At 72.8% G+C, this 22,814-nt stretch carries 22 protein-coding genes; 11 read left to right on the forward strand and 11 right to left on the reverse strand.

Going from position 1 to position 22,814, the window contains the following annotated elements; genetic code table 11:
- Positions 1-32 precede the first annotated feature (32 nt).
- The 3 genes from ACWEQG_RS21375 to ACWEQG_RS21385 form a co-directional block, all read right to left on the reverse strand.
- Complete coding sequence (locus tag ACWEQG_RS21375; protein ID WP_363460848.1) at positions 33-1,331, reverse strand: NAD(P)/FAD-dependent oxidoreductase; 1,299 nt, start codon at positions 1,329-1,331, stop codon at positions 33-35.
- Between the two features lie 15 nt (positions 1,332-1,346).
- Positions 1,347-1,763 carry an ATP-binding protein gene (locus ACWEQG_RS21380; RefSeq protein WP_363460850.1) on the reverse strand — a complete coding sequence of 139 codons (417 nt, stop codon included), beginning with the start codon at positions 1,761-1,763 and terminating at the stop codon, positions 1,347-1,349.
- 120 nt (positions 1,764-1,883) lie between these two features.
- Positions 1,884-2,663, reverse strand: coding sequence for a SigB/SigF/SigG family RNA polymerase sigma factor (locus ACWEQG_RS21385; RefSeq protein ID WP_363460852.1), 780 nt, complete (start codon positions 2,661-2,663; stop codon positions 1,884-1,886).
- 187 nt (positions 2,664-2,850) lie between these two features.
- Here ACWEQG_RS21385 and ACWEQG_RS21390 point away from each other — a divergent pair, with 187 nt between their 5' ends.
- Complete coding sequence (locus ACWEQG_RS21390; protein WP_363460854.1) at positions 2,851-3,207, forward strand: STAS domain-containing protein; 357 nt, start codon at positions 2,851-2,853, stop codon at positions 3,205-3,207.
- 109 nt (positions 3,208-3,316) lie between these two features.
- On the opposite strand, the gene ACWEQG_RS21395 is transcribed toward ACWEQG_RS21390, so the two are convergent.
- Positions 3,317-4,027 carry a GAF and ANTAR domain-containing protein gene (locus ACWEQG_RS21395; protein ID WP_169978127.1) on the reverse strand — a complete coding sequence of 237 codons (711 nt, stop codon included), beginning with the start codon at positions 4,025-4,027 and terminating at the stop codon, positions 3,317-3,319.
- 97 nt (positions 4,028-4,124) lie between these two features.
- Between ACWEQG_RS21395 and ACWEQG_RS21400 the strand changes: the two genes are divergently transcribed.
- The 6 genes from ACWEQG_RS21400 to ACWEQG_RS21425 all read left to right on the forward strand — a co-directional run bounded on the left by ACWEQG_RS21400 (position 4,125) and on the right by ACWEQG_RS21425 (position 11,010).
- Positions 4,125-5,930, forward strand: a complete 1,806-nt coding sequence (locus tag ACWEQG_RS21400) for a SpoIIE family protein phosphatase (protein WP_452287020.1) — start codon at positions 4,125-4,127, stop codon at positions 5,928-5,930.
- Between the two features lie 65 nt (positions 5,931-5,995).
- On the forward strand, positions 5,996-6,952 hold the full coding sequence (locus ACWEQG_RS21405; protein WP_452287022.1) for an anti-sigma factor RsbA family regulatory protein: 957 nt from the start codon (positions 5,996-5,998) through the stop codon (positions 6,950-6,952).
- Between the two features lie 114 nt (positions 6,953-7,066).
- A complete protein-coding gene (locus ACWEQG_RS21410) occupies positions 7,067-8,119 on the forward strand; it encodes a glycosyltransferase (RefSeq protein WP_363474078.1) in 1,053 nt (350 codons plus the stop codon).
- A 90-nt stretch (positions 8,120-8,209) separates the two neighbouring features.
- Positions 8,210-9,334 carry a glycoside hydrolase family 16 protein gene (locus ACWEQG_RS21415; RefSeq protein WP_452287024.1) on the forward strand — a complete coding sequence of 375 codons (1,125 nt, stop codon included), beginning with the start codon at positions 8,210-8,212 and terminating at the stop codon, positions 9,332-9,334.
- A 139-nt stretch (positions 9,335-9,473) separates the two neighbouring features.
- The gene (locus tag ACWEQG_RS21420) at positions 9,474-10,484 is read left to right on the forward strand and encodes an RNA polymerase subunit sigma-70 (RefSeq protein WP_452287026.1); all 1,011 of its coding nucleotides are present in this window, start codon (positions 9,474-9,476) and stop codon (positions 10,482-10,484) included.
- 85 nt (positions 10,485-10,569) lie between these two features.
- Entirely contained in the window at positions 10,570-11,010 is a 441-nt protein-coding gene (locus ACWEQG_RS21425; protein WP_452287028.1) for a hypothetical protein, read from the forward strand.
- Between the two features lies 1 nt (position 11,011).
- On the opposite strand, the gene ACWEQG_RS21430 is transcribed toward ACWEQG_RS21425, so the two are convergent.
- Positions 11,012-12,067: a PucR family transcriptional regulator gene (locus ACWEQG_RS21430; RefSeq protein WP_452287030.1), complete on the reverse strand. Its 1,056-nt coding sequence runs from the start codon at positions 12,065-12,067 to the stop codon at positions 11,012-11,014.
- 83 nt (positions 12,068-12,150) lie between these two features.
- Between ACWEQG_RS21430 and ACWEQG_RS21435 the strand changes: the two genes are divergently transcribed.
- Positions 12,151-13,062: a proline dehydrogenase family protein gene (locus tag ACWEQG_RS21435; protein ID WP_363472383.1), complete on the forward strand. Its 912-nt coding sequence runs from the start codon at positions 12,151-12,153 to the stop codon at positions 13,060-13,062.
- Positions 13,062-14,735, forward strand: coding sequence for an L-glutamate gamma-semialdehyde dehydrogenase (gene pruA / locus ACWEQG_RS21440; RefSeq protein WP_452287279.1), 1,674 nt, complete (start codon positions 13,062-13,064; stop codon positions 14,733-14,735). The genes ACWEQG_RS21435 and pruA overlap by 1 nt, the downstream gene beginning before the upstream one ends.
- On the opposite strand, the gene ACWEQG_RS21445 is transcribed toward pruA, so the two are convergent.
- Entirely contained in the window at positions 14,729-16,006 is a 1,278-nt protein-coding gene (locus ACWEQG_RS21445) for an MFS transporter (protein ID WP_452287032.1), read from the reverse strand. The genes pruA and ACWEQG_RS21445 overlap by 7 nt on opposite strands.
- A 93-nt stretch (positions 16,007-16,099) precedes the next feature.
- Here ACWEQG_RS21445 and ACWEQG_RS21450 point away from each other — a divergent pair, with 93 nt between their 5' ends.
- On the forward strand, positions 16,100-16,552 hold the full coding sequence (locus ACWEQG_RS21450) for a winged helix-turn-helix transcriptional regulator (RefSeq protein ID WP_452287034.1): 453 nt from the start codon (positions 16,100-16,102) through the stop codon (positions 16,550-16,552).
- Positions 16,553-16,638: 86 nt separating this feature from the next.
- Here the strand turns inward: ACWEQG_RS21450 and ACWEQG_RS21455 are convergent, their stop codons facing one another.
- Both ACWEQG_RS21455 and ACWEQG_RS21460 read right to left on the reverse strand, forming a co-directional pair.
- Entirely contained in the window at positions 16,639-16,971 is a 333-nt protein-coding gene (locus ACWEQG_RS21455) for a putative quinol monooxygenase (protein WP_452287036.1), read from the reverse strand.
- Between the two features lie 11 nt (positions 16,972-16,982).
- Positions 16,983-17,981 (reverse strand): serine hydrolase domain-containing protein, encoded by a 999-nt coding sequence (locus ACWEQG_RS21460; RefSeq protein WP_452287038.1) that lies wholly within the window; start codon positions 17,979-17,981, stop codon positions 16,983-16,985.
- A gap of 113 nt (positions 17,982-18,094) precedes the next feature.
- Between ACWEQG_RS21460 and ACWEQG_RS21465 the strand changes: the two genes are divergently transcribed.
- Complete coding sequence (locus tag ACWEQG_RS21465) at positions 18,095-18,688, forward strand: hypothetical protein (RefSeq protein WP_452287040.1); 594 nt, start codon at positions 18,095-18,097, stop codon at positions 18,686-18,688.
- Here ACWEQG_RS21465 and ACWEQG_RS21470 read toward each other — a convergent pair.
- The 3 genes from ACWEQG_RS21470 to ACWEQG_RS21480 all read right to left on the reverse strand — a co-directional run bounded on the left by ACWEQG_RS21470 (position 18,671) and on the right by ACWEQG_RS21480 (position 22,739).
- Positions 18,671-19,738 carry a hypothetical protein gene (locus ACWEQG_RS21470; protein ID WP_452287042.1) on the reverse strand — a complete coding sequence of 356 codons (1,068 nt, stop codon included), beginning with the start codon at positions 19,736-19,738 and terminating at the stop codon, positions 18,671-18,673. The two genes, ACWEQG_RS21465 and ACWEQG_RS21470, sit on opposite strands and share 18 nt — an antisense overlap.
- Positions 19,739-19,788: 50 nt before the next feature.
- On the reverse strand, positions 19,789-21,855 hold the full coding sequence (locus tag ACWEQG_RS21475) for a sensor histidine kinase (protein ID WP_452287044.1): 2,067 nt from the start codon (positions 21,853-21,855) through the stop codon (positions 19,789-19,791).
- Positions 21,856-22,073: 218 nt separating this feature from the next.
- Positions 22,074-22,739 carry an esterase/lipase family protein gene (locus ACWEQG_RS21480; RefSeq protein WP_452287046.1) on the reverse strand — a complete coding sequence of 222 codons (666 nt, stop codon included), beginning with the start codon at positions 22,737-22,739 and terminating at the stop codon, positions 22,074-22,076.
- Positions 22,740-22,814: the final 75 nt, after the last annotated feature.

Below are 22,814 nucleotides of genomic sequence, written 5' to 3' on the forward strand. Positions count from 1 at the left end.
GACCCCGGGTCATGCGGCACCGCCCGCGACCGTCACGAACGGGCGGACAGGGTGAACTCCTTGCGCGGCTCCTCGATGGCCCCCATCGCGATGATCTCCCGGGGGAAGAACAGCCCGAGCGTCCAGTCCACGAGGATGCGGGTCTTCTTGTTGAAGGTGGGCATCCGCGTCAGGTGATAGGTGCGGTGCATGCACCAGGCGGGGAACCCGCGCAGCTCCCGGCCGTAGATCTGCGCGACGCCCTTGTAGAGTCCCAGGGTCGCCACCGACCCGGCGTACTTGTGCCGGTACGGCCGCTGGGCCTGCCCGCGCAGCGCCGCCAGCAGGTTGTCGGCCAGCCTCTTGGCCTGCCGTACGGCGTGCTGGGCGTTGGGCGGGCAGAACTGGCCCGGCCGGGTGAGGTCGGGGACGGCGGCGCAGTCGCCCGCCGCGAACGCGAAGTCGGTCCCGTGTACTCGCATGTAGGGGTCGACCCTGATCCTGCCCTTCTTGTCCAGGGGCAGGTCGCCCGCGGCGACCAGCGGGTTCGGCTTGACGCCCGCCGTCCAGACGAGGGTGTCGGTGTCGAACTCCTCGCCGTCGCTCAGCACGATGTGGCAGCCCTCGGCGGACTTCAGCAGCGTGCCCATGCGAATCTCGATGCCCCGCTCGCGCAGCTGCTGGGCCGTCCACTTGCCCATGTCGGCGCCCACCTCGGGCAGGATGCGGTCGGTGGCCTCCACGAGCACCCAGCGCATGTCCTCACGGCTGAGCCCGGCGAAATACTTGAGCGCGTCGGCCGCCATGTCCTCGAGCTCGGCCAGGGCCTCCACACCGGCGTAGCCGCCGCCGACGAACACGAAGGTGAGGGCCCTGCGGCGGACCTCGGGATCCGGGGTGGACGCGGCGATGTCGAGACGGCCGAGCACGTGGTTGCGCAGGGCGATGGCCTCTTCGATGGTCTTGAAGCCGATGCCGTTCTCGGCCAGGCCGGGCACCGGCAGCAGCCGTGAGATCGAGCCCGGCGCCATCACGAGATAGTCGTAGTCGATGGTGAGGTCGGGCCCCTCGTGCGGAGACAGTTCCGCCTTGCGGTCGGCCAGCCGCACCTGGGTGACCCGCCCGCTGAGGATCTGGCACCTGTTCAGCACCCGCCTGAGCGGGACCACGACGTGCCGCGCCTCGATGTTCCCGGCGGCAGCCTCCGGCAGGAAGGGCTGGTAGGTCATGTAGGAGTCGAGGTCCGCGACCGTCACGAGTGCCTCGCCGCGGCGGAGCCTGCGTTGCAGGCGGAGTGCTGTGTACATGCCGACGTATCCGCCGCCGACGATCAGAATCCGTGGGACAGCCATGGCTGTCCCCTACCCCTACTCGAGGAGGAAACGCATCGTGACCCTGGTCCCCCTGGGACCGGTGGTGACGTGGAGATCATTGCTCAGCAGGCGCGCGACCCACAGCCCCATGCCGCTGGTCGCGTTCTCGGGCGGCGGGTCGTGGCCCGGCTCCCCCTCGAAACGCCACTCCCGGCCGTCGTCGTGGACGGCGACCACCAGGGCCGGCCCCTCCCGCCAGATGCCCAGCCGCGCCTTGGTCGACCCGTGGGTGACCGCGTTGGTGGCGACCTCGTTGAGCGCGACGAGGAAGTCGCCGATCGCGTCTTCCCGCATGCCGCGGCGCAGCGCCTCGGCGGCGGCGAACTCCCGCAGATCGGGCAGATCGGCTAAGGAGAAGGCGCGCTCCCTTGCCGCTCCGGTGACGTGCGCGGGAACGCCGTCATCTTTCACCCGGTACACGCCTCCCGCCGGAAATCTGGCTGTCTCAGGATCTATGGGCTGTGGGCAGGACGAAGATACCCCGGGACACCGCCTTGGCACAGGCGGTGTCCCGGGCATCGTCGCATCCTCTCATCCCGCGACGAGCTCCGCCCGAAGCTGGTCGAGGGTCTTGCGGAGGATCCGGGAGACGTGCATCTGCGATATGCCGAACTCCGCCGCGATCTCGGCCTGGGTCATGTTGCCGTAGAAACGGAGCAGGAGGATGTTCTTCTCCCGCTCGGGGAGAAGGTCGATGAGCGGCTTCAGCGCCTCGGCGTCCACCAGGTTGTCGAGCGCGTCGTCCTCTTCGGGGATCACGTCGCCGAGGGCGGCGGCGTCGTCGTCGGCACCGATCGGCGCGTCGAGGGAGAGGGTGCTGTACGCCGCGGAGGCGTCCATGGTGAGGAGCATGTCCTCCTCGGACAGGCCCATCTTCTTGGCGAGCTCGGCGACGGTGGGGAACCGGCCCAGCTCCTGGGTCATGTCGGCGACGTGCCGGTTGAGCTCGGCCCGGCGCTCCTGGTACAGCCGGGGCACTCGGACGGCCCAGGTGCGGTCGCGGAAGTGCCGCTTGACCTCACCGGTCATGGTGACCATGGCGTAGCCGCGGAAGCTGTGGCCCAGGGTGGGGTCGAAGCCGTTGATGGCCTTCATGAGGCCGACGTACGCGGCCTGGAGGAGGTCTTCCATCGGCTCGCCGCGGTTCAGATACCGCCGGGCGATGTCCCTCGCCATCGGGCGGTGCATTTCGACGATCTTCTCACGGAGGCGTTCCCGCCGCTCCTCGGACAGTCCGTCCTCGGCCAGCTCGGCCAGGAGCTCTTCGGCGGTCGGATTGCTGGCGGTCTCTACACGGACCTCGGCAGCCATCTGCGCAGTCCCCTCGTATTTTTCTCGCGAGGGCGCCTACGCGCTGGGGTGACCACGCAGAAGGCACGCCTCGCTACAGTATCGAGACGAGGCCCTCTGCTGGACCTCTGCTTCAGTATATTGCCCCAAAATCAGGAGTATCACCACCCCTTCGGCACCAGTAATGTTGCCGCAGAGGAGGCGCGAGGTGTCTAACAACGGACTGCTGTCCCTGACGTCGAGCATGGCGGGGGACATCGTGGTGATCCATGTCAACGGCGTCCTCGACGCCACGACACGTGAGCAGTTCTCGGAGTATCTGGACGCCGCGGCGGACGACCACGGCCCCGACATGATCCTCGACCTGGGCGCCGTCACGTTCATGGACTCCCGGGCCCTGGGGCTGATCGTGCACCATTGGCAGCGTTCGACCACGGCCGGCGGCAACTTCGCGCTGATCGCGGTGCAGTACCCGAACTCCAAGGTGATGTGGGTGACCGGCCTGTCGGAGCGGCTGCCGCTGTTCGACACCCTCGACGAGGCCCTGGCCGCGTTCGCCGCCTGAAGCCGGCCCGACCCACCTGAGCCCACCTGCACTCACCTGCACTCACCTGCACTCACCTGCACTCACCTGGGCCCGGCTGACCCCGCGAAGGGGCCGCCCGCGCACCGGTTCAGGCGGGAGCCGCTCCCCCGTGTTTCTGCTGGTGCTCGGTGACCAGAAGCTTGGCCAGGTCGGCCACCTTGACCTGGTGGTGCTGCGACACCCGCCTGAGCTCCTCGAACGCCTCCTCGGCGGAGCAGCCGCTCTTCGACATGATGATGCCCTTGGCCTGGTCGATCACCGACCGCCCCGCCAGGGCCTCCTGCATCTGCGCGGCGCCGGTCAGGACGTCGTCGAACTCCCAGATGTTGGCCAGCGCCACGGTGACCTGCTCGCGCAGCAGCGCCATGAGCGACCCGCCCGGGGCGAACACCCCGGGGCGCACGCCGTACAGGCCGAGGATCATGACGGCGCCTTCCACGGCGATCGGCACGACGAGAACCGAGCGCACCCCCTGCCGCACGGCGGTGGCGGCGTAGCGGGACCATCGGGACTCGCGCATCACGTCGGGGATCGCCACCGGGCGCCCGGTGGCCAGCGCCTCCCTCGACGGGCCCTCCCGCAGGTCGCGCTCCCGGTCGATGAGCGCGGTGAGCTCGCTGTGGGAGGCGGCCAGCAGCACGCGCTCCTCCATCCACAGCTCCGCGGTGCCGCCGGCGCAGCCGGGGACGCCCCGCGCCACCGCCTCGGTGATGCCGCGCAGAACGCTCTCGGCCGACGTGCCCTCCGTTACACGGCCGAGAGCCGCGAGGTCACGCGCGAGGATGGATGTCGTCTCCATGGTAGAAAGACCATTCCCATTGTTTCCGGGTTAATCCAGGCTGGATCGATTAGACCCGGGGTTTGGCGTAGCGTCTACGTCGAGAGAGGGGGGCAGCTTGCCCGACACCGCCGAGCTTGAGCGCGCGTTGAGCGGGCTCGCCGACCGCATCGCCACCCTACGGGACGAACCCGATCCGGGTGCGATGCTACGGGAGCTGGACGCCGCCGAGGAACTGCTCCGCAAGGCCCTGAGCGAGCTGGTGCGCAGCCGCAGGCGCAGGGACGGCGGCAGCCAGCGCGAACAGAAGCTGCTGCGGCAGGTGTTCCGCGCGCTGCCGATCCCCGTGATCATCATGGACACGGGCGGCACGGTGCGCCGCATCAACAACGAGACCACCCGTCTGCTCGGCAGCCCCGCCGGCTACCTCATCGGCCGCGCCTTCCCGCTGCTCGTCGACGTGACCGCCCGCGCCGCCTTCCGGCAGCGCTTCGCCGCCGTCCTCCACGGCGAGGACAACGCCTCGCTCCAGACCCGGCTGACCCACCAGGGCCGCGCCCACACCGTACGGCTGGTGCTGAGCCGCCTGCGCATGCCGGGCGAGCCGCAGGAGATGATCGCCGGGGTCGTGCTGCCCACCGAGGTCCAGCTGCCGGAGCCGCCCGTGCGGACGGGCGCGCCCGACGACACCGCTCTCCTGGCGGCGGCCCGGCGGCACGAGCTGCTGTCGCGGCTGACGGGGCTGCTGCTGGACGAGGAGAGCCTGCGCGAGCCCGTCGCCCTGCTTCGGGCGGCCCGTCTGCTGGCCGCGGAGACGGCCGACTGGGTGATCGCGGACGTCGCCGGCGACGGCGGCCTGGTCCGGTCGGTCGTCATCGGGCCGAGCGACCAGCCGGTCGGGCGGCTGCAGCGGACGATCGAGGAGGCCCCGCCCGCGAAGACGCCGGTGGTGGAGCAGGTGCTCACCACGCAGAGCGGCGTCGTCCACGAGATGCTGACCGACGACTCCCTGCTCGGCGGCGGCGTGCTCCAGGCGATGCGCGCGGGCTCGCTGCTCAGCGTGCCGATCCGCGCCGAGGACGAGGCGCGTGGCGTGCTCACCCTGGTGCGGCTGCGCGAACGGCCGCCCTTCGGCCTGGCCGACCTGGGTCTCATGGAGGAGATCGGCCTGCACCTCGGCCTGGCGATGCGGGCCCAGCAGGGGTTCCAGCGCCGGGCGCAGGCCGCCGACACCCTGCAGACCGGCGTGCTCCCCCGCACCCTCCCCGACATTCCCGGCTTCGAGATCGCGGCCGCCTACCATCCCGGCTCCGGCATGCGGGCCATCGGCGGCGAGTTCTACGACGTGTTCCCCGTGAAGAACGGGTGGGGCTTCGTCATCGGCAGCGCGGCCGGGCGCGGCGAGGAGGCGGCCGCCGTCACCGCCATGGTCCGCAACGGCCTGCGCGTGCTGAGCGTGTGGGAGGACGACCCGGGACAGGCCCTGCGCAAGGTCAGCGACGCCCTCGTCGCACAGCACACGGGTCTGTTCGTGATGGCCGCCGCGGGCTTCGTCCGAGGCCGCAAGGTGCGGCTCGCCTCCGCGGGACACCATCCGGCGGCGCTGATCCAGCCGGGCGGCGCCGTCCGGTTCTCCGAGGGCGGCGGCGTCCCGCTGGGCTTCGAGGAGGGCTCGGTCCCCGCGACGGAGGAGCTCACCCTGTCGTCCGGGGAGACGCTCGTGCTGTACAGCGACGGCCTGGTGGGCTCACAGAGCCCCGCCGGTGACAACTACGGCGAGCAGCGGCTCACCGAGGCCCTCGCCCGCTGCGCCGGGCAGCCCCCGGGCGCGGTCGTCAAGGCCATCGAGGAGGACCACCGGGCCTTCTGCGGCAGCCACGTGGTCGACGAGATCACCGTTCTCACGCTGCGCCGATCCCGCTGACGGGATTTGCCGCCCCCACCCGGACGTGGTGGACTGAGGTGGACGCGGTGCGTGGGGGCGATCGCATGGCAGAGCGATACGAACCGGTCGGCGGCCTCGGCTTGATCCACGAGGCCGGTCTCTACGGCTCCGGCGACGAGTTCCTCGGGATGGCCGTGCCGTTCGTGCGGGACGGGCTCGCCAGGGGCGAGCCGGTGCTGGTCACCACGACCGCGGAGAACCTCGATCTCCTCGGCGCCGCGCTCGGCCACGACGCCCGGGAGGTCGACTACGCCGAGAGCGCCTACTTCGGCCGCCGCACCGCGCAGCGGGCGGCGGCGTTCCTGCGCTATTGGGAGCGCAACGCGGCGCGCGGACGGGTGCGCATCCTGGCCGAGCCGGTGTGGACGGGCCGCTCCTCCCGCGACGTCGCGGCCTGGAAGCGGATGGAGTCGGCGCTCAACGTGATCCTCGCCGGCACGGGCGTGTGGATGATCTGCCCGTACGACACCAGGGCGGCCGATCCCGGCCTCGTCGAGGCCGCGCTGCGCACCCACCCCTCGATCAGCATCGGCGGCCGGGAGCGGCGGGCGTCGCCCGCGTACACCGACCCGGTCCGGTTCATCCGCGAGTGCGACCGCGAACCACTGCCGCAGGCTCCCCCGGACGCCGCGGCCGCGACGATCGGCCACCTGCACGGCGTGCGGCACTTCGCCGGCAGGCAGGCCCGGCTCCACGGGCTGGCCGAGGACAGGACCGCGCTGCTGTGCGTGGCCGTGCACGAGGCGGCCCGCTACCTGGGCCTGCCGCTGACCGTCCGGACGTGGGAGAGCTTCGGGGCGCTGGTGTACGACCTGTGGGCCGGCCGGGAGACCGCATGCGACCCGCTCGCCGGTTTCACGCCCCCGGGACCGGACGAGCGGCCCGGGGACGGCCTGTGGCTGGCCCGCCAGATCTGCGACCACCTGGACATACGGCAGGAGGCGGGCGGCTGCCGGATCAGGCTGCGGGCGGCCACCTCCCGGCTGCAGGAGAGCGCATGATTTTTCCCGATTAGGCGTTTAGCGCGAATCAGAGTAAGGTAAACATCATCTACATCGAGCGTGCCTAGGACGCAGGCACACCCTTTCAGACGCCTTCCTGTCTTGAGGTGTGCCATGGATATCGCGATCGTCTCCGCGCACGAACTGACTCCCGACACTCCCGCCATCGCCCGTGAGCTGGGGCGGGGCCACCGGGTCACCGTCTACACCCGGTCGAAGGTCAAGGGGGACGGCGTCGAGCACGTGCCCGCCGGACCCGACATGGAGCTGTCGGAGAGCGACCTCCTCCCCTACATCTCGGACTTCAGCGACGGCCTGCGGCGCCGCTGGCGGGAGCACCGCCCGGACATCATCCACGCCTACTCGTGGTCCAGCGGCCTGGCCGCCATCGCCGGGTCCGAGGGCCTGGGCGTGCCGGTGACCCAGACCTTCCACAGCCACTACGACGACAGCCGCAGCGCCGCGCCCGTGCGGCGGCTGGAGTGCGCGATCGGGCGCCGCGCCAGGGCGGTCATCGCCGCCTGCGCCGACGAGGAGTCGGAGCTGATCCGGATGGGCGTGCCGCGCCGCAACATCTCGGTCGTCCCGCACGGCGTGGACATCGAGCGGTTCCGCCGCCAGGGCCCCGCCTTCCCGAGAGGCGAGCGGCCCCGTCTCCTGCACGTGGGGCACGTGGGCGCCGACTACGCCGTGCACGCGCTGCGGGCCGTGCCGGAGGCCGAGCTCGTGATCGCCGGCGGCGACGACCTGAGCGTCGAGCGGCTGCGCGCCCTCGCCGGGGAGCACGGCGTGGCCGACCGCGTGGAGATGCTCGGCATGGTCCCGCACACCGCGATGCCCAAGCTCATGCGCAGCGCCGATCTGGTGCTGTCGCTGCCGCCGACCGTCCCCACGGGCACGGCGGCGCTGGAGGCCATGGCGTGCGGCATCCCGGTCATCGCCTCGGCGTCCGGGGCGCACCTCGACTCGGTGGTGGACGGCGTGACCGGATTCCTGACCCGGCCCGACCGCCCGCTGGAGATCGCCCACCGGATCCGCCGCCTGCTCGGCGACGCCACCCTGCGTACGGCCATCGGCTACGCGGCCGCCGACCGCGCCCGTTCCCGCTATTCGGTCGAGCGAATCAGCATGGAACTGCTTCGCGTATATGAGAAGACCTGCGCGTAAAGGCAAGCGATATTACCGGATTAGGGCCGTTATCTGAGTGAATTCATGTGATTAACTCGGCTCATGTCACTTCATGGGCCTGGTTTAGCGGTGGCGGCGGCGATGCTCATCGCCGCCGCCACCGCATGTTCGAGCGGGGACTCCACGAAGGTGTTCAACGCCGGGGGCGAGTCCACCGCGCAGAGGTCCGCGTCCTCCCCCGGTTCATCCGGCGTCCTGCCGGGAAACGCGAACGCGGCGGGACTGGGCGCGACGCAGACCGCCACCGCGGCCGCCGCGACGGCGGACGAGGGCGCCGCCGGCCAGGAGGGCGAGAAGGCCGCGGAGAAGATCGGCGACGTCCCCGCGGCGCCGTCGCCGCGTCCCTCCCCGAGCCCCTCGCTCGTCTCCTCCCCCAGCCCGCGGGCGACGCCCGCGCCCACCACTGAGGCCGAGCCTCCGATGCGGCTGGCGCGGCCGGTGCGCACCACGGACCGGCCGGTCGTGGTGGACGTCATCGAACCGGAGGACGTGCCCCGGGAGGACCGCGCGCCCGCCCGGGTGATCCCCGGGGGCGCGGGCGGGGCCGCGCGGCAGCCCTCCGCGCCGTCGCGTACGCCCCTCCCCCGCTCCTCCGGCGCCGCCACGGGCGGCTGGGGCAGCCCTGCCCTGGTGGAGGACTTCGGCGGGGAGGCCCTCCGCCTCGGCGAGGGCGGCCAGGAGGCGGACCTGTCGGCGGCGTCGGTCCAGCGGTACGGCCGCTGGGAGGTCCGCCTGCGGGCCGAGGACGGCGCGCTTCCCGTCGCGCTGCTGCGGTCCGCCGGATCGGGCGCTCCCGAATACGGCGACGCGCGATACGCCGAATACACCGGCTCGCGGTACGAGGAGTTCCCCCAGGCCGACGGCGCGGGAGCGGAGGACGCGGAGATCGGCGTGACGGCGATCGGCGACGCCGGCGGGCGGCGCGCGGAGTTCTCCGTACGACAGGGCCGGGAGCGGGCCCGGGCCGAGATGGCGGCCGATTTCACCCAGTGGCACACGATCACCGTCGACTGGCTGCCCGGCCGGGTGACCTTCTGGCTGGACGGCAGGCAGGTGTGGAACTACACCGGCCCGTACGTCCCCCGGTCCGAGGGGATGGGCCTGATGCTGCGCAACGGCGCCTCCGGCGGCGGCACGGTGTACGGCACGGTGTACGTCGACTGGGTGCGGATCTACCGGGCTCCGGGGCGGTAGCCTTCCGGGTGATCCGGAGGTGCGACGTGGACGCGGGGCGGGTGTGAGCGGGCGGGACAACGCGGGCGGGCGGCCCGCTGGGGAACCGGCCGCGCAACCGGCCGCGCAATCGGCCACGGGCGGGGCGGCGGATCCGGCTGTGGAGGCCGTCCGGGCGGGCGACGAGGCCGTGTTCGGCGAGCTCGCCGCGCGTCACCGGCACGAGCTGCGGGTGCACTGTTACCGGATGCTCGGGTCGTTCACGGAGGCGGAAGACCTGGTGCAGGAGACGCTCCTGCGGGCCTGGCGCGCGCGGCGGAGCTTCGAGGGGCGCTCGACGTTCCGGGCGTGGCTCTACCGGATCGCCACGAACGCCTGCCTGGACGCGCTGTCCGGCGCCCGCGCCCGCGAGGTGGCGGCGGCGGACGCTCCGGGACAGCCGGGGCGTCCGGCCCCCGCCGACGTCCCCTGGCTCCAGCCCTATCCGGACGAACTGCTCGATCTGGCGGCGCCGGACGAGGGCGGGCCCGACGCGGCCGCCATCGCCCGGGAGACGGTCGAGCTGGCGTTCCTCGCGGCGATCCAGCACCTTCCGCCGCGGCAGCGGGCCGTGCTGATCCTGCGCGACGTGGCCGGCTGGCCGGTGACCGAGACCGCCGAAGCGCTGGAGATGAGCGTCGCCTCGGTCAAGAGCGCCTCGCAGCGCGCCCGCGCGACGCTGCGCGACCGTCTGCCCAGGCGGCGGGCGGACTGGGCCGCGGCCACCCGGCCCAGCCGCGTCGAACTCGACCTGCTGGAGCGCTACGTCACCGCCTCCAGGAACGCCGACCTGACGGCGCTGGCGGCGCTGCTGCGCGAGGACGTCCGGCAGGCCATGCCGCCCGCCGCCCTGGTGTTCGCCGGGCGGGCGGCCGTGCTCGACATGTGGCGGCCGGTCCTCGAAGGCGAGGAGCGCTGGGGCGAGTGGCACTGCGTGCCGCTCGCGGTCAACCGGCAGCCCGCGGTGGCGAACTACGTGCGGCGGCCCGGGGAGACCTCCTTCACCGCGGTCAACATCGACGTCCTGTGCGCCGAGGACGGCCTCGTCACGGAGATCACCACCTTCGGCCCCGAGTTGCTGCCCATCTTCGGCCTGCCGCTCTCCATACAGCCGGCCGTTACCGAACCGTGACACACGTCCTCCGTACGGACCGATTCCCTTCTCCCGCCCGCACCGTCATACGAGCGCTATCGCACGACGGGAGAAGGAGAACACCATGTCGGACATCACCGGAACGACGCAGCCGGACGAGCAGGTCAGGGCGCTGGACCGGCTGGTCGGCTCGTGGCGCGTGACCGGCGGCGCGGAGGGCACGGTCACCTATCGCTGGATGGAGGGGGGCTTCTTCCTCATCCAGGACATCCGGATGGAGCAGGACGGCCAGCCGATCGTCGGCGTCGAGGTCATCGGCCGTGAGAGGTCCTACGGGGCCGACAAGCCGAGTGAGGACATCAAGTCGCGCTACTACGGCAGCAGTGGCGACACGCTGGACTACGTCTACGAAATCGACGGCGACACGCTGACCATCTGGTTCGGCGAGAAGGGGTCTCCGGCGTACTTCCGGGGCACCTTCACCGCCGACGGCGACGCCATGACCGGCCGCTGGAACTACCCGGGCGGCGGGGGCTACGAGTCGAACATGACCCGGATCCGATAGGTCACAGATGGCCGGGGAGGAGGGCCGCCGCCTTCAGCGACAGGTGGAGCAGCAGGCGGTCCTCCCCGTCGGCGAGGTCGAGGCCCGTGAGGTGCCCGGCCTTGCCCAGGCGGTAGTACAGCGTCTGCCGGTGCACGCCCAGCGCCGCCGCCGTCTCCTGGACCTGCCCGGCGTGGTCGAGGTAGGCCTCCACGCTCGTGGCGATCCGGGGCGTGAGCGCGGCGGACTCGGCGGCGAGGTCGGCCAGGTCGCGCGGGGACAGCCGGGCCAGCAGCCGGTAGACGCCGAGCCCGCTCCAGTCGGCGATCGGGGCGTGCCGCTCGACGTGCTCGGCCACCCGCAGCGCCAGCAGCGCCTCCCGCCAGCTCTGCCAGGCCTCCCCCGGGTCGTCGCGCGGGCCCCCGATCCCGGCGGCCATGCCGTACAGGCCATGCAGGAGGCGGGCGACGGGCGCGGCCTGCGCGGCGGGCGCCAGCACGGCGAGGAGCGGCGCGTCCACGGCCGTCTCGGTCACGTCCGGGTCGGCCAGCACGCCGCGCGGCAGCGTGCGCGGCGGCCCGGGGACCTCCGCCGGCGTCCGGACGGCCACCGCCGTCACCGGTCCCTCGACGTGCACCCCGGCGGTGGCGCGGACCGCGGGGTCGGCGGAGAAGAACGGGCGCAGCGGGGCGTGCCGGCCACGGGCCTGCGTGGCCAGCAGCGCGGCCGCGCGGCCCACCAGCGGCGCGACGGTGGCCAGGCGCTCGTCGGTGAGCGCGCCGGATTCGAGCGCCCACAGGTAGCCGTAGGTCACCCCGCCGTGCCGCAGCGGCACGCACACGCGGCCGAGCAGGCCGGGCAGCCCGGGGATCCGCACCGGGCCCGTCGCGGTGGCGATGCCGTACGCCTCGAAGTGCGCGCGCACCTCGTCGGAGGCGTGCCTGCGCAGGATCGACTCCTGCCGCACCCGGTCGATGTCCCCGCTCTGCGCGCCGTACGCCAGCAGGTTGAACGAGCGGTCCTCCAGTGTCACGGAGGCGTCCAGCAGGCGGGAGATCTCATCGACGATGTCTTGCATGCTGACATTCTTGTGCATTTGTCGAAAAATGCTGTGGCGGATGTCCGTGGAACTTCCGTGACGTGCGGATTTAGCCTGAGTCCATGCTCGGTTCCCTGCTTCTCGCGGGCTCACGCAGCCCGCTCGCCCGCCGGGCCGTGTCGGGGCTCCCGCTCACGCGCAAGGTCGTCGACCGTTTCGTGGCCGGAGAGTCCGCCGCGGACGCCGTCGCCGCGACGCGCCGCCTGACCGGCTCGGGGCTGTCCGTCACCATCGATCATCTGGGCGAGGAGGTCCGGGATCCCGGCACCGCCGTCGCCGCCGCCAAGGCGTACGTCTCGCTGCTGGAGGAGCTGCGGCCGCTCGGCCTCGGCGACCGGGCCGAGGTGTCGGTCAAGCTGTCGGCCGTCGGCCAGGCCCTCGACCCGGGCATGGCCCTGGAGAACGCGCGGCAGATCTGCGCGGCGGCGCGGGAGTGCGGCGCCACGGTCACCCTGGACATGGAGGACCACACCACCGTCGACGCGACGCTCGGCGTGCTGCGCACGCTGCGGGAGGACTTCCCGGAGACGGGCGTGGCGATCCAGGCCTACCTGTTCCGCAGTGAGGCCGACTGCCGCGACCTCGCCGGGTCGCGGGTGCGGCTGGTCAAGGGCGCCTACCGCGAGCCCGCCTCGGTGGCCTGGCAGAGCAAGGCCGAGGTCGACCGCGCGTACGTGCGGTGCCTGCGCGTGCTCATGAACGGCACGGGCTATCCGATGGTGGCCACGCACGACGACCGGCTGATCGCGATCGCCGAGTCGCTCGCGGTGAGCGCCGGGCGCGGCACCGGCGACTACGAGTTCCAGATGCTCTTCGGCATCCGGGCCGACAGGCAGGCGGCGCTGGCCGCGGCCGGGTCCCGGGTGCGGGTCTACGTCCCCTACGGCGACGACTGGTACGGCTACTTCATGCGCCGCCTGGCCGAGCGCCCGGCCAACGTCGCCTTCTTCCTTCGCGCTTTGAGGGGTAAATGATGGATGCGATCAGCGATGTCCCGGTGCCGGCGAACGAGCCGGTGCACGGGTACGGGCCGGGCAGCGCCGAGCGCGCGGCCCTGGAGACCCGGATCAAGGAGCTGTCCGGGACGACCCTCGACCTGACGATGACGATCGGCGGCGAGCGGCGCATGGCCGGCGGCGCCCCGATCGACGTCGTGCAGCCGCACAACCACGCCGCCGTGCTCGGCCGTACGGCCGACGCCACCACGGCCGACGTCAGGGCGGCCGTCGACGCCGCACTGGAGGCCGCGCCGCGCTGGCGGGCCCTGCCGTTCGAGGAGCGCGCCGCGGTGTTCCTCCGGGCCGCCGAACTGCTCAGCGGCCCGTGGCGGGCCACGCTCAACGCGTCCACCATCCTCGGCCAGTCGAAGTCGGCGCAGCAGGCCGAGATCGACGCCGCGTGCGAGCTGATCGACTTCTTCCGGTTCAACGTCGCCTACGCCCGGCGGCTGCTCGCCGAGCAGCCGCAGTCGTCGCCGGGCGTGTGGAACCGCATGGAGTTCCGCCCGCTGGAGGGCTTCGTCCTGGCGATCACGCCGTTCAACTTCACCTCCATCGCGGCCAACCTGCCGGCGGCGGCGGCGCTGATGGGCAACGTCGTGGTGTGGAAGCCGTCGCCGACGCAGCAGTTCTCGGCGCACTTCACCATGCGGCTGCTGGAGGCGGCCGGGCTGCCGCCCGGGGTGATCAACATGGTCACCGGCAACGGCGGCGCGATCTCCGAGGTCGCGCTGCCCCATCCCGAGCTGGCCGGGATCCACTTCACCGGCTCGACGGCCACGTTCCAGCACCTGTGGCGCACGGTCGGGGAGAACATCGCGGGCTACCGGGGCTATCCGCGGCTCGTCGGCGAGACCGGCGGCAAGGACTTCATCCTGGCGCACCCGTCCGCGGAGGCCGGGGCGCTGTCCACCGCGCTGCTGCGGGGCGCGTTCGAATACCAGGGCCAGAAGTGCTCGGCGGCCTCCCGGGCGTACGTGCCGCGCTCGCTGTGGACCCGGATGCGCGACGACTTCGTGTCGGCGGCCGAGTCGCTCACCGTGGGCGACGTGTCGGGCGACCTGTCGACGTTCATGGGCGCGGTCATCGACGCGCGGGCCTTCGCCAAGCACAGGGAGGCGATCGACCGGGCGCGTTCCGCGGACTCGATCGAGGTGCTCACCGGCTCCTACGACGACTCGGCCGGCTACTTCGTGCGGCCGACCGTGCTGGAGTGCGCCGATCCCGCCGACGAGGTCTTCTCGAAGGAGTACTTCGGCCCGATCCTCGCCGTCCACGTCTACGACGACGCGGCGTACGACACCGTGCTGGACCAGATGGAGAGCGTCGCGCCGTACGCGCTGACCGGGTCGGTCATAGCGCGGGACCGGTACGCGATCGCCGACGCCACCGAGCGGCTGCGCTTCGCGGCGGGCAACTTCTACGTCAACGACAAGCCCACCGGCGCGGTCGTCGGGCAGCAGCCGTTCGGCGGGGCCCGGGCCTCGGGCACCAACGACAAGGCCGGCTCGATCTTCAACCTGATCCGCTGGGTCAACGCCCGCACGATCAAGGAGACCTTCGTGCCCCCGGTCGTCGGGGGGCCGTACAAGGGCGACGTGCCGCAGGGCGGCTGGCAGCAGCCCGACCTCGGCGAGCTCGGCTACTGACGAGCCACGATGCCCTCGGAACCCGATGCGGGGTTCCGAGGGCATCCGCGCGTCGCGGGGCGGGACCGGCTCGCGGACAGTCCCCAGACGGCGAGGGCCGCCAGGCTGAAAGCCGCGCCGAGCAGGCAGACGGCGCCCCAGCCCGCGACGCTGTAGACGGCGGTGGAGGCCAGCGCTCCGGCTGCGCTGCCCACGGAGTAGAACATCATGTAGCCGCCGATGACCCGGCTGCCCGCGTCGGGACGGTGGGCGTAGATCATGCTCTGGCTGGTGACGTGGACGGCCTGCACCGCCAGGTCGAGCAGGACCGCGCCGAGCGCGAGAGCCCACAGGGACCGCTGGGTGAGGGCCAGGGGGATCCAGGAGATCGCGAGCAGCAGCAGGGCTCCCCCAGTGGTCCGCTCGCCGAGGCCGCGATCGTGCAGGCGGCCGGCGGGCGCGGCGACCGCGGCACCGGCGGCGCCGGCGAGGCCGAAGGCGCCGATGGCGGTGTGCGTCAGGGACAGCGGCGGAGCGCTGAGCGGCAGGGCCACGCAGCTCCACAGCGTGCTGAAGGACGCGAAGACGAGCAGGGCGAGCACGCCCCGGATTCGCAGGAGTGGTTCCGCGGCGAACAGCGCGACGGTGGAACGCAGCAGCCGGCGGTAGGGCATGCGGGGCGGCGTCACGGGCCGGCGAGGCAGGACACGCCGCAGCGCGAGGGTGAGGAGCAGCATCGCCGCGGCCGAGGCGAGGTAGACGGCGCGCCAGCCAGCCAGGTCGGCCAGCACCCCGGAGACGGTGCGGGCGAGCAGGATCCCGAGCACGACGCCACTCGTGACCTGGCCCACCACACGCCCTCGGCGGACCGGCGTGCTCAGCGCGGCGGCATAGGCGACCAGCGACTGGGTGACGACGGCCAGGAAGCCGACCGCGGCGGCTGCGGCGAACAGCACGGGCGCGTACGGGGCGGCGCCAAGGGCCGCGAGCGCCGCGGCCAGCAGCAGGGACTGCCTCGTCACCAGCTTTCCCCGATCGATGACGTCGCCGAGAGGCACCAGGAGGAACAGGCCCAGTCCGTAGCCGAGCTGAGTCGCCGTGACCATCGCGCCGGCCGCCGCCTGCCCGATTCCGAAGTCCTGGGCGAGGGTGGCGAGCAGCGGCTGCGCGAAGTAGACGTTCGCCACGGCAGTGCCGGCGGCCACGGCGAACAGCGGGGTGGTTCCACGCGGTGCGGGGCCGGCGTCCCGTGTGTGCGTCGCGTGTCCGTCCGCGGTCCGGCACGTGGTCATGAGCCCTCCTGGTTTCATGTTGCTACCAATGCGAGACTAGGGACATTTGGTAGCATGTTGCAACCAGACGGAGTGTGAGAAAGAGGGACGGGCATGGTGCGACGGACTCGTTTCGACGACAGCGACTGCCCCGTGGCGCGCTCCGTGGACGCCATCGGGGACTGGTGGTCGCTGCTGATCGTGCGCGACGCCTTCGACGGGCACCGCCGCTTCGGGGAGTTCCAGCGAAGTCTCGGCGTCGCGAAGAACATCCTCGCCGCACGGCTGCGCGCCCTGGTCGCCGGCGGCGTCTTCGAGGTCGTGCCGGCCTCCGACGGCAGCGCCTACCAGGAGTACGTCCTGACCCCGAAGGGCCGGGAACTCTTCCCGGTGATCGTCGCCCTCCGGCAGTGGGGTGAGGGCCACTTCTTCGACGAGGACGAGCCGCATTCCCGGCTGGTGGACCGCCGGTCCGCCCGGCCGCTGGCGCCCCTGCTGATCCAGGCCGCCGACGGGCGTCCCGTCGGCCCCGAGGACACCGTCGTCCTCAAGGTCCCCCAGGTCTGACGCTCTGCGCCTGCCGCCCTCGGCCAGGCGGACCGGCGGGCTCGCCGAGGCGCCCGCAGGACCGGTTCGTCGCCCCGGCGGGGTGCCTACCCTTCGGTGGGGACGGCCATCTCGCCGAGGAGGGACCAGTCGTCCTGCGGAACCGTGACGTTGACGATCCGCGGGGTCTCGGCGAGGTGGGGCGGCAGCGTCCGCCGGGCCTCCTGGAAGTGTTCCGATCCCACGTGCGCCGCCCCGGCCTCGTCGTCGCGGAACGCCTCGACGAGGACGTACTCCACCGGGTCGTCGAGGCTGCGCGACCAGTCGAACCAGAGGCAGCCCGGCTCGGCCCGGGTCGCCTCGGTGAACTCACGGGTGATCTCCGGCCACCGGTCGGCGTGCTGCGGCAGCACCCGGAACTTCGCGGTGATGAAAATCATCGGGCGTCTCCTCACGTGATCGCGGGCAGGACCACATCCTCCAGGACCGCTCTCGGCGCGGTGTCCTGACCGGGTCCGTTGTAGTCGCCGGCGGTGACGGCCACGACGAGATCGAGATCGGGCAGCAGGAACAGCCGCTGGCCGCCGTTGCCGATCGCCGTCGCCCGCGCACCCGGGCCGACGTACCACATGTACCCGTAGGAGACGCCCTCCCAGGCGGGCACCCGGGGGCGCAGCATCTCCCCGATCCAGCCGGGCACGATCTCCCGGTCCAGCACGGCCTGCCCGACGCGGGCGAGGCCGCGTGGCGTCAGGCGCAGGCCCGAGGCGGCCAGGGCCCTGCCGTCCGAGCCCGCCGACCACTCGAAGGCCCCGACCCCGAGCGGCTCGAACAGCGCGGTGCGGGCGAACTCCTCGAGCCGCAGGCCGGTGCCCTCCTCGACGATTGCGCCCACGAGAGCCGCGGCTCCCCCGCTGTAGCGCCACCGCTCGCCCGGCTCCTCCACGAAGGGACGCTCCAGCACGTACCGGCGGCGGTCCGGCGCCATCTCCATCGCGATCTCGCTGTTGGCCGGGCTGGTGTAGGGCGCGCTCTCGTCCCATTCCAGGCCCATCGTCATCGTGAGCGCGTGCGCGATGGTCAGCCCGGCCCGCCGGGGGTCGGCCGCCAGGTCGGCGTACTCGGGGAAGACCGTCAGGATCGGCTCGTCCGGCTCCGGCACCAGGCCGGACTCCAGCGCCAGGCCGTACAGCAGCGCGACCAGGCTCTTGGTGACCGAGCGCAGATCGTGCGGCGTGTCCGGCCCGAAGTCCACGTGGCCGAGCGGGGTGTTCAGCACGTGGTCCTCGCCGCCGCCGTACCACTCCAGGACGACGGCGCCGTGCCGGGCCACGACGACGCCGTGCAGCGCCGGCGCCCCGCCCCTCCGTACGAGGGCCTCAAGCCGGTGGGGCAGGTCCGGCACGAACCCTGCCTGTTCCGGAGCCTTCTCCGGGGAGATCGGCGGCACGGCGTTCCCTCCACTCGCTCGGGGATTGAAGCCTCGCATAATTTTCCGGCGGTAGGCGACGGCCAGAGGGGGTACCGCACCCGGAAGACGCCTCCGAGCGAGCCGAGGTCGACATGCGCAGGATCCTGGCGGCTCTTTGCATCGCGGGCGCGGCCGTCACCGCCGCCTGCGGCGACATCAAGCAGGACTACTACACGCAGACGATGCCCCAGAACGACGGGGCGAACGTGAACCTGCCGGGACTGCTGCTGCGCAACGCCTTCATCCTCGGCTCGCAGCAGCCCGCCCCGCCGGGGACCGACATGCCGGTCTACATGATGCTGCTCAACGAGAGCGGCCACACCGACCGCCTGGTGGCGGTGGACACCGGAGGCCTGTTCCGGGATGCCCGCCTGCCCGCCGGCGGCCTGGAGATCCCCGGCGGGAGGTACGTCGGCGGGACGGCCCTTCCCCAGGTGCTGCTCGCCGGCCTCACCCGCCCGCTGGGCAGCGGCGGCACGATCCCGGTGACGTTCCGGTTCCAGAACGCGGGGTCGGTCCGGGTCGACGTCCCGGTCCTGCCGCCCGGAGCGTGGCGGAACACCTACTCGCCCTGGCCGGGCGCGTCTCCGAGCCCGTCACCGAGCCTGTCACCGAGCCCGTCATCGAGCCTCTCGCCCGGCCCTCCGCCGGGGGTCTCGCCGGGCCCGTCACCCACCGGGAGCTGATGCGTCCCTGATCTCCGGGTTCGCGGCGATGATCTCCTCGGCGACCGCGCGCAGGCGGGGCAGGTACGCGCTCACCTCGCGCGCCCGGCGCGGCAGGTCGTCCGGCGATCCGATGCCGAGGTCGGCGGCGAGGTCCGCGAATCCGCCGCGGTGGCCCGTCTCCCCCGGCGCGTCCACGGCGAGGACTTTCAGGCACCGGGCGTACGTCGCGGCGATCCAGAAGACGGCCTCGCGGTGCAGTCCCCGCGTGACGAGGTCGAGACCGCCGTCCACGGCCACCGGCCGGGCCGCCCGGGTGATGTCGGAGGAGAACGGCAACGGCGTGCGGGCCACGGCCGCCGCCGCGTCGAACGCCCTCGTCATCGTGGCGAGGTGGGCCTCGACCCGCTCGCGGGGCAGGTGCGCGCAGCCGAGCAGGCCGAGCAGCTCCTCGTAGACGTCCATCCGGCCGTAGCTCCGCAGGAGTTCGCGGACCGCCGGGTAGCGCAGCCGTACGGTGGGGTTGCGCAGCCCCGCGGTGAGGAGCACGTGGGTCGTGATGCCGGCCGGGAACAGCCAGGACGTGACCTGGTCGTGGAACGGCGCGTGCGCGTCGAGCGCCGCGAGGCCGCCGGTGATGCGGCTCTCGGCGTCCGCGCAGCGCAGGCGGACCCAGCGCCGTTCGGCGAAGCCCGCCGCGACGGCGGCCCGCAGCCGGGCCAGGCGCCCGGTGGGGTCGGCGATCACGGTGTCGGCGCGGAAGGCCCCGGCCAGGTGGCAGGAGGCCAGCACCTCCGCCGCCGAGGCGAGCCGGTCCCAGGACAGGTACGAGACCTCGACGAGCACGCCGTCCCATGGGATCTTGCCGAGCTTGGGCGGCGCGACGGGATCGGTGACCACGACCGTCACGTCGACGTCCGAGGTGGGCGGCAGCACCGCGCCGGGGTCCGCCCAGGCCGTGGAGCCGGTCAGGAAGGCCCCGGCGAAGTTCGGGGCGGCGGCCGCCTCCCGGGCGACCCACCGGGCCGCCGCGGCTCGCGCGTCCCGGACCCGCACCACGCGTGTCGTCATCCCAGGTTCCCCTTCCGATGAACGCGGGACCGCCACCCCGGCTAATCGCTTCAGGACACCACGAAATCCGTCGCCCCGCCGGACATCCCGGCGCCCTGTCCGGGCGGATCGGCGGGGTGGCGCCGTGTCGGCGGCGCTCCGTCGCCCGGCAGAGGAAGCGTGACCTCGACCGTGGTGCCCGCCCCCGGCTCGCCCGCGAGGAGGCAGATCCCGCCAAGCTCCGCCGTGCGCTCGCGCATGGAAGTCAGGCCGGGGCCCGTACGGCGTTCCGGCGGCAGGCCCACGCCGTCGTCGGCGATCAGCAGGCGCAGCGCCGCGGGTTCGCGGCGCAGCTCGACCCGGATCCGGGTGGCACGCGCGTGGCGCCGGGCGTTGATCAGCGCCTCCTGCGCGATCCGGTAGACGGCCACCTCGACGGCGGCGGGCAGGTCGGCCAGGTCGCCCTCGGCGTCCACCACGGTGGCGGGGCCCTCGGGATCGCCCGGCCCGGCCAGCGCCCGCAGGGCGGCGGCCAGGCCCAGGTCGTCCAGGACGGGCGGGCGCAGGCCGTACACGAGCTGCCGGACGTCGTGCGTGACCGTGTCCATGCCGGAGCGCAACTCGCGCAGCAGCCTGTCCGCCGTCTCCGGGGAGCTTTTCAGGCTGGCGCGGGCCATGGTGACGGCCGTGGCCATCTCGCCCAGCGTGCGCCCCAGACCGTCGTGCAGGTCGCGGCGCAGCCGCCGCCGTTCCTCCTCCCGGGCGGCCAGGATGCGCTCCCGGGAGCGTTGCAGGTCGGCCGCCAGGCGCACCGCGTGCGCCACGTCGGCCGCGTACGGGACCAGCGTGGCCAGCACCCGCTCGTCGTGCGCGGCGGGGAAGCGGCGCGGGGCGGGCGGGCCGACCAGCAGCCGCCCCACCCGCTCGCCGTGCCAGACCAGCGGCACCTCGCGCGGGCGGTCGCCGACCTGCCCGCTGACCGCGCTGACCACCCCGGCCCGCGGCCCCGGCTCGCCGCCGGTCACCTCGACCGCGACGCCCTGCACCGCCAGGCCCTCTCGCAGCACACCGATCACCGGCTCCAGCGCCTGCGCCGGATCGCCCCGGCGCACCTCGTGGACCAGCCGCTCGGCCAGCACGCGGGGGTCGCCCACCGGGCCGTAGAGCAGGCGGTCGACGGCACGTTGCAGCACCCGGCGCAGGGGCTGGAAGAACGCGCCCGTGAGAAGGGCGGCGGCGAGCCCGGCGACCTGGTCGTACCCGGACACGACCAGGCTCGACAGCGCGGCCACCCCGAAGTAGACGCCGCCGACCACGGCCAGCAGCCCCGCGGCGACGAAGGTCCGGCTGACGACCGTGTCGATGCCGTACAACCGGTAGCGCGTCACCGAGAACACGATCGCGACGGGGACGAGCGCCGCCCAGACGATCGACAGCCAGACCAGCCCGGGCACGGCCGCACCCAGGAGCGAGAACACGACGTATCCGGCGAACGCGAACAGCGGCCAGCCGATCTGCCGTCTGCCCGCCGGGTCCGCGCGGCGGAAGCGCAGCAGCAGCGACAGCGCCGCCAGAGCCAGCGACACGGCGATCGCCGTCCAGGCCAGCGTCCCGATCGCCGGCATGTACGGCGCCAGGGCCGGGATCTGCAGCGGGTTGTGGACGACCGCGGGGAGCGGATAGCCCTCGAGGGGCGGGTCGGGCCGCACGAACTGGCGCGCCGTCTCGGCCCCGACGGACGCCACACCGAGCAGCACCACCGCCCGCCAGCGGGGCGAGGGCAGCCTGCCGTCCGGGGAGTACAACGGCAGCAGCGTCTCCAGCGTGATCCCGCTCACCGCCCAGCCGGCCTGCGCCGGAAATCTCAGGAACTCCGCGAGCGCGAGGTCCCCGCGCGCCATCGACGCCAGCATCGCCATCTGGCAGACGTCGTGGACGGCGGCGGCGAGCCCGCCCGCGCACATCAGCCACGCCAGCGTGAGCCGGGGCCGGTACGCGATGAGGAACGCGCCGACCGCCGGGAAGGTCACCCCCGCCGGCATCAGCGGCGAGACCGTCCCCGGCACCCGCCACTGCGCCGGGAGCCCCGCGAGGATCAGCAGCGCCGCGGCCACGAGCACCGCGGACACCACAGCCATGACGACAGCGCCCGCGCGGGCTGCCCACGCCATCCCGCCCCCGCTTTCCGGCTAGCCCGTTCCTGCCTGACCCCAGGGTGCCCGCGAAGCGGCGTACAAGCCGCGTCTCCCCCGCGATTGTGGCAGGGCCGTTATCGATCGGGGAGGGCGCGGCGGGCGGCGAAATCGCGGGACGCCGCCGGGCGGCCTGCGGGCCGCCCGGCGGGGCACGAGAACGATCAGCTGTCGAGCAGGTCGCGGACGCCGGACATCGCCTGGACGTTGCTCAGGATCGACAGGTGGTCGACGCAGGCGAGGGTGTGGTTGTCCGCTCCGGACAGCCGGGTGCTGGTGTAGGGGATGATGATGCCGTCGCAGGGCGACACCCAGGTGCCGTACCTCGCCGACCCCGGCGTCTCGTCGCCGCCGAGCGAGGTGATGTACGCCGAGCCGGGCAGCATCTCGATGCACGAGACGTAGATGGTGCAGGCACCGGCGTAGGTCGTGCCGTGGTTGGCCCCGGCCAGTGAGGCGACGTGGCCGACGTTCGCGGCCCCGCCGAGCTTCTGCAGGTACCACCGGGTCACCAGGCCGCCCATCGAGTGGTTGACGATGTCCACCTTGGACGCGCCCGTACGGGCCTTGACGTCGTCGACGAAGGCGGCCAGGCCCTGGGCGCTGATCACGTTCGACCCGGCCCAGTTGTAGTTGTAACCGAACAACCTGCTGCCGGACCATCCGTTGGCCACCAGGTACGCCTGCAGGGCGGCGAAGTTGGTGCTGTTTCCCGTGTAACCGTGGACGAAGACGACGGGGTTGTGGGCGGCGGCCTGGGCGGGGACGGCGGGAGCGAGGAAGCCGAGCAGGGCCAGGAGGCCGAGGAGGGGGCCGACGATCCGACGCATGAGATCTCCTTGCCGTGGGGGATGACAGGAGTCTCGCGATCGGTTCGGGCCACGGCATCGGGGAAATCACCAGTC

It is taken from the genome of Microbispora sp. NPDC004025 (assembly GCF_053604425.1).

What these genes read in the sequence shown, in the direction of transcription:
- ACWEQG_RS21375 (WP_363460848.1), bottom strand. Translation starts at nt 1,331, where the DNA reads ATGGCTGTCCCACGGATTCTGATCGTCGGCGGCGGATACGTCGGCATG.
- ACWEQG_RS21385 (WP_363460852.1), bottom strand. Translation starts at nt 2,663, where the DNA reads ATGGCTGCCGAGGTCCGTGTAGAGACCGCCAGCAATCCGACCGCCGAA.
- ACWEQG_RS21395 (WP_169978127.1), bottom strand. Translation starts at nt 4,027, where the DNA reads ATGGAGACGACATCCATCCTCGCGCGTGACCTCGCGGCTCTCGGCCGT.
- ACWEQG_RS21405 (WP_452287022.1), top strand. Translation starts at nt 5,996, where the DNA reads ATGGCAGAGCGATACGAACCGGTCGGCGGCCTCGGCTTGATCCACGAG.
- ACWEQG_RS21410 (WP_363474078.1), top strand. Translation starts at nt 7,067, where the DNA reads ATGGATATCGCGATCGTCTCCGCGCACGAACTGACTCCCGACACTCCC.
- ACWEQG_RS21425 (WP_452287028.1), top strand. Translation starts at nt 10,570, where the DNA reads ATGTCGGACATCACCGGAACGACGCAGCCGGACGAGCAGGTCAGGGCG.
- ACWEQG_RS21430 (WP_452287030.1), bottom strand. Translation starts at nt 12,067, where the DNA reads ATGCAAGACATCGTCGATGAGATCTCCCGCCTGCTGGACGCCTCCGTG.
- ACWEQG_RS21435 (WP_363472383.1), top strand. Translation starts at nt 12,151, where the DNA reads ATGCTCGGTTCCCTGCTTCTCGCGGGCTCACGCAGCCCGCTCGCCCGC.
- pruA (WP_452287279.1), top strand. Translation starts at nt 13,062, where the DNA reads ATGGATGCGATCAGCGATGTCCCGGTGCCGGCGAACGAGCCGGTGCAC.
- ACWEQG_RS21445 (WP_452287032.1), bottom strand. Translation starts at nt 16,006, where the DNA reads ATGACCACGTGCCGGACCGCGGACGGACACGCGACGCACACACGGGAC.
- ACWEQG_RS21450 (WP_452287034.1), top strand. Translation starts at nt 16,100, where the DNA reads ATGGTGCGACGGACTCGTTTCGACGACAGCGACTGCCCCGTGGCGCGC.
- ACWEQG_RS21455 (WP_452287036.1), bottom strand. Translation starts at nt 16,971, where the DNA reads ATGATTTTCATCACCGCGAAGTTCCGGGTGCTGCCGCAGCACGCCGAC.
- ACWEQG_RS21465 (WP_452287040.1), top strand. Translation starts at nt 18,095, where the DNA reads ATGCGCAGGATCCTGGCGGCTCTTTGCATCGCGGGCGCGGCCGTCACC.
- ACWEQG_RS21470 (WP_452287042.1), bottom strand. Translation starts at nt 19,738, where the DNA reads ATGACGACACGCGTGGTGCGGGTCCGGGACGCGCGAGCCGCGGCGGCC.
- ACWEQG_RS21475 (WP_452287044.1), bottom strand. Translation starts at nt 21,855, where the DNA reads ATGGCTGTGGTGTCCGCGGTGCTCGTGGCCGCGGCGCTGCTGATCCTC.
- ACWEQG_RS21480 (WP_452287046.1), bottom strand. Translation starts at nt 22,739, where the DNA reads ATGCGTCGGATCGTCGGCCCCCTCCTCGGCCTCCTGGCCCTGCTCGGC.